Raw genomic sequence first — 2,488 nt, 5'->3', positions numbered from 1 at the left:
TAAAAAATACATCAAGCAACAAAAACGAGTTGCTTGATGTATCGAAATATATTTATTTTTTATAGACCAACCGTTATTGACAAAGAGCCATATTAAATTAACAATTATGAAAGCAATAAAAAATCGTAAAAAAAAACTTCCCTAATGGAAGAATAAATGGAGCGGAAGATAGGACTTACACCTATACCTCATTCCGGGAAGGAATGTGTTCTGAGAGTTGAACTACTCCCGCAAAATAATATGGAGCGGAGGATAGGACTTACACCTACACCTCATTCCGGGAAGGAATGTGTTCTAAAAGTTGAACTACCCCCGCAAGGGATATAATAAATGGAGCGGAAGATAGGACTTACACCTATACCTCATTCCGGGAAGGAATGTGTTCTAAAAATTGAACTACTCCCGCATTAATTTGAAGGCGGCAACCGGATTTGAACCGGTGATAAAGGTTTTGCAGACCTCTGCCTTACCACTTGGCTATGCCGCCAATAAAAAACTGGGCTAGCTGGATTCGAACCAGCGCGTGATGGAGTCAAAGTCCATTGCCTTACCGCTTGGCTATAGCCCATTAATATAAAGGGCGGATGATGGGAATCGAACCCACGAGTGTCGGAACCACAATCCGATGCGTTAACCACTTCGCCACAACCGCCATGGCAGGGGCAGTAGGAATCGAACCCACATCAAAGGTTTTGGAGACCTCTATTCTACCGTTGAAATATGCCCCTATTAGATTATCAAATAAATGGTGGAGGGGGGCAGATTCGAACTGCCGAACCCGAAGGAGCGGATTTACAGTCCGCCGCGTTTAGCCACTTCGCTACCCCTCCAAAAGATGGTGCCGGCCAGAGGACTTGAACCCCCAACCTACTGATTACAAGTCAGTTGCTCTACCAGTTGAGCTAGGCCGGCTTGCTTAAAAATGGTTCAGGACAGAGTCGAACTGCCGACACATGGAGCTTCAATCCATTGCTCTACCAACTGAGCTACTGAACCATAATGAAAAATGGCGGTCCCGATGGGATTCGAACCCACGATCTCCTGCGTGACAGGCAGGCGTGTTAACCGCTACACTACGGGACCTTTAAAAATAATTGCGGGAGGCGGATTTGAACCACCGACCTTCGGGTTATGAGCCCGACGAGCTACCGAACTGCTCCATCCCGCGATAATAATATTAATGGCGGAGGAAGAGGGATTCGAACCCCCGCGAGCCGTTAAGCTCCTGTCGGTTTTCAAGACCGATCCCTTCAGCCGGACTTGGGTATTCCTCCAAAAATATTAGCTAAAAATAAATTATATTCAATTATTATAAAAATGGCGGAGGAAGAGGGATTCGAACCCCCGCGGGCCGTTAAGCCCCTGTCGGTTTTCAAGACCGATCCCTTCAGCCGGACTTGGGTATTCCTCCAAAATTATATGGACCTTGCAGGACTCGAACCTGCGACCGAACGGTTATGAGCCGTTAGCTCTAACCAACTGAGCTAAAGGTCCTAAATATAATTTACAACTAATAATTAGTGGCGGTGGAGGGGATCGAACCCCCGACCTCACGGGTATGAACCGTACGCTCTAGCCAGCTGAGCTACACCGCCGTTGTATTTTAGTTTGTATCAAATATGGTGGAGACTAGCGGGATCGAACCGCTGACCTCCTGCGTGCAAAGCAGGCGCTCTCCCATCTGAGCTAAGCCCCCATATATGTATTTCAGGAAATCGGGAAGACAGGATTCGAACCTGCGACCCCTTGGTCCCAAACCAAGTGCTCTACCAAGCTGAGCTACTTCCCGTAAATTAGTGCGCCCAATAGGGGTCGAACCTATAACCTCTTGATTCGTAGTCAAGTACTCTATCCAGTTGAGCTATGGGCGCATAATTTTCATAGGATGATGCCGAGGACCGGAATCGAACCGGTACGGTGATCTCTCACCGCAGGATTTTAAGTCCTGTGCGTCTGCCAGTTCCGCCACCCCGGCAAAAATAATGGAGCAGAAGACGGGATTCGAACCCGCGACCCCGACCTTGGCAAGGTCGTATTCTACCGCTGAACTACTTCTGCATATGCGGGTGAAGGGAGTCGAACCCCCACGCCGTAAGGCGCTAGATCCTAAGTCTAGTGCGTCTGCCAATTCCGCCACACCCGCGATATTTAAATAATGGTGAGCCATAGTGGGCTCGAACCACTGACCCTCTGATTAAAAGTCAGATGCTCTACCAACTGAGCTAATGGCTCATTTAAATGGTGCCGGCCAGAGGACTTGAACCCCCAACCTACTGATTACAAGTCAGTTGCTCTACCAGTTGAGCTAGGCCGGCTTAAAATGGTGGAGGATGACGGGTTCGAACCGCCGACCCTCTGCTTGTAAGGCAGATGCTCTCCCAGCTGAGCTAATCCTCCATATAAATTGCCTGGCAACGTCCTACTCTTGCGGAACGTAAGTCCGACTACCATCGGCGCTAAGGAGCTTAACTTCTGTGTTCGGCATGGG

The 2,488-nt window shown here is 48.6% G+C and carries 25 tRNA genes and 1 rRNA gene; all 26 read right to left on the bottom strand.

From position 1 onward, the window contains the following. Nucleotides 1-157 precede the first annotated feature (157 nt). Nucleotides 158-232, bottom strand: a tRNA-Gly gene (locus ACSULM_RS12440). Between the two features lie 9 nt (nt 233-241). Then, nucleotides 242-316: transfer RNA gene (locus tag ACSULM_RS12435), tRNA-Gly, on the bottom strand. Between the two features lie 15 nt (nt 317-331). Continuing rightward, nucleotides 332-406 (bottom strand) — tRNA-Gly (locus ACSULM_RS12430). A gap of 10 nt (nt 407-416) precedes the next feature. After that, nucleotides 417-487, bottom strand: a tRNA-Cys gene (locus ACSULM_RS12425). 9 nt (nt 488-496) lie between these two features. After that, nucleotides 497-568 (bottom strand) — tRNA-Gln (locus tag ACSULM_RS12420). Between the two features lie 11 nt (nt 569-579). Continuing rightward, a tRNA-His gene (locus tag ACSULM_RS12415) sits at nt 580-652 on the bottom strand. Nucleotides 653-654: 2 nt separating this feature from the next. Further along, nucleotides 655-728: transfer RNA gene (locus ACSULM_RS12410), tRNA-Trp, on the bottom strand. Nucleotides 729-746: 18 nt separating this feature from the next. Then, nucleotides 747-830, bottom strand: a tRNA-Tyr gene (locus ACSULM_RS12405). A 6-nt stretch (nt 831-836) separates the two neighbouring features. Beyond that, a tRNA-Thr gene (locus ACSULM_RS12400) sits at nt 837-912 on the bottom strand. Between the two features lie 11 nt (nt 913-923). Then, nucleotides 924-996: transfer RNA gene (locus tag ACSULM_RS12395), tRNA-Phe, on the bottom strand. 11 nt (nt 997-1,007) lie between these two features. Beyond that, nucleotides 1,008-1,083, bottom strand: a tRNA-Asp gene (locus ACSULM_RS12390). 11 nt (nt 1,084-1,094) lie between these two features. Continuing rightward, nucleotides 1,095-1,168: transfer RNA gene (locus ACSULM_RS12385), tRNA-Met, on the bottom strand. A 13-nt stretch (nt 1,169-1,181) separates the two neighbouring features. Continuing rightward, nucleotides 1,182-1,274: transfer RNA gene (locus ACSULM_RS12380), tRNA-Ser, on the bottom strand. Between the two features lie 44 nt (nt 1,275-1,318). After that, a tRNA-Ser gene (locus tag ACSULM_RS12375) sits at nt 1,319-1,411 on the bottom strand. Between the two features lie 9 nt (nt 1,412-1,420). After that, nucleotides 1,421-1,494: transfer RNA gene (locus ACSULM_RS12370), tRNA-Ile, on the bottom strand. A gap of 27 nt (nt 1,495-1,521) precedes the next feature. Further along, nucleotides 1,522-1,595: transfer RNA gene (locus ACSULM_RS12365), tRNA-Met, on the bottom strand. 25 nt (nt 1,596-1,620) lie between these two features. Further along, nucleotides 1,621-1,696, bottom strand: a tRNA-Ala gene (locus ACSULM_RS12360). Between the two features lie 19 nt (nt 1,697-1,715). Continuing rightward, nucleotides 1,716-1,789 (bottom strand) — tRNA-Pro (locus tag ACSULM_RS12355). 8 nt (nt 1,790-1,797) lie between these two features. Further along, a tRNA-Arg gene (locus ACSULM_RS12350) sits at nt 1,798-1,871 on the bottom strand. 18 nt (nt 1,872-1,889) lie between these two features. Continuing rightward, nucleotides 1,890-1,975, bottom strand: a tRNA-Leu gene (locus tag ACSULM_RS12345). A gap of 8 nt (nt 1,976-1,983) precedes the next feature. Beyond that, nucleotides 1,984-2,058: transfer RNA gene (locus ACSULM_RS12340), tRNA-Gly, on the bottom strand. 3 nt (nt 2,059-2,061) lie between these two features. Further along, nucleotides 2,062-2,143, bottom strand: a tRNA-Leu gene (locus ACSULM_RS12335). Between the two features lie 13 nt (nt 2,144-2,156). Further along, a tRNA-Lys gene (locus tag ACSULM_RS12330) sits at nt 2,157-2,232 on the bottom strand. A 7-nt stretch (nt 2,233-2,239) separates the two neighbouring features. Continuing rightward, nucleotides 2,240-2,315 (bottom strand) — tRNA-Thr (locus ACSULM_RS12325). Nucleotides 2,316-2,321: 6 nt separating this feature from the next. After that, a tRNA-Val gene (locus ACSULM_RS12320) sits at nt 2,322-2,397 on the bottom strand. Between the two features lie 9 nt (nt 2,398-2,406). After that, nucleotides 2,407-2,488, bottom strand: a 5S ribosomal RNA gene (gene rrf / locus ACSULM_RS12315); the annotation flags it as partial.

The organism is Staphylococcus caeli, from assembly GCF_051413795.1.
Classification (GTDB): Bacteria; Bacillota; Bacilli; order Staphylococcales; family Staphylococcaceae; genus Staphylococcus; species Staphylococcus caeli_A.
Note: the sequence above shows the minus strand (reverse complement) of the source record. Positions and strands in the feature narration are given on the sequence as shown.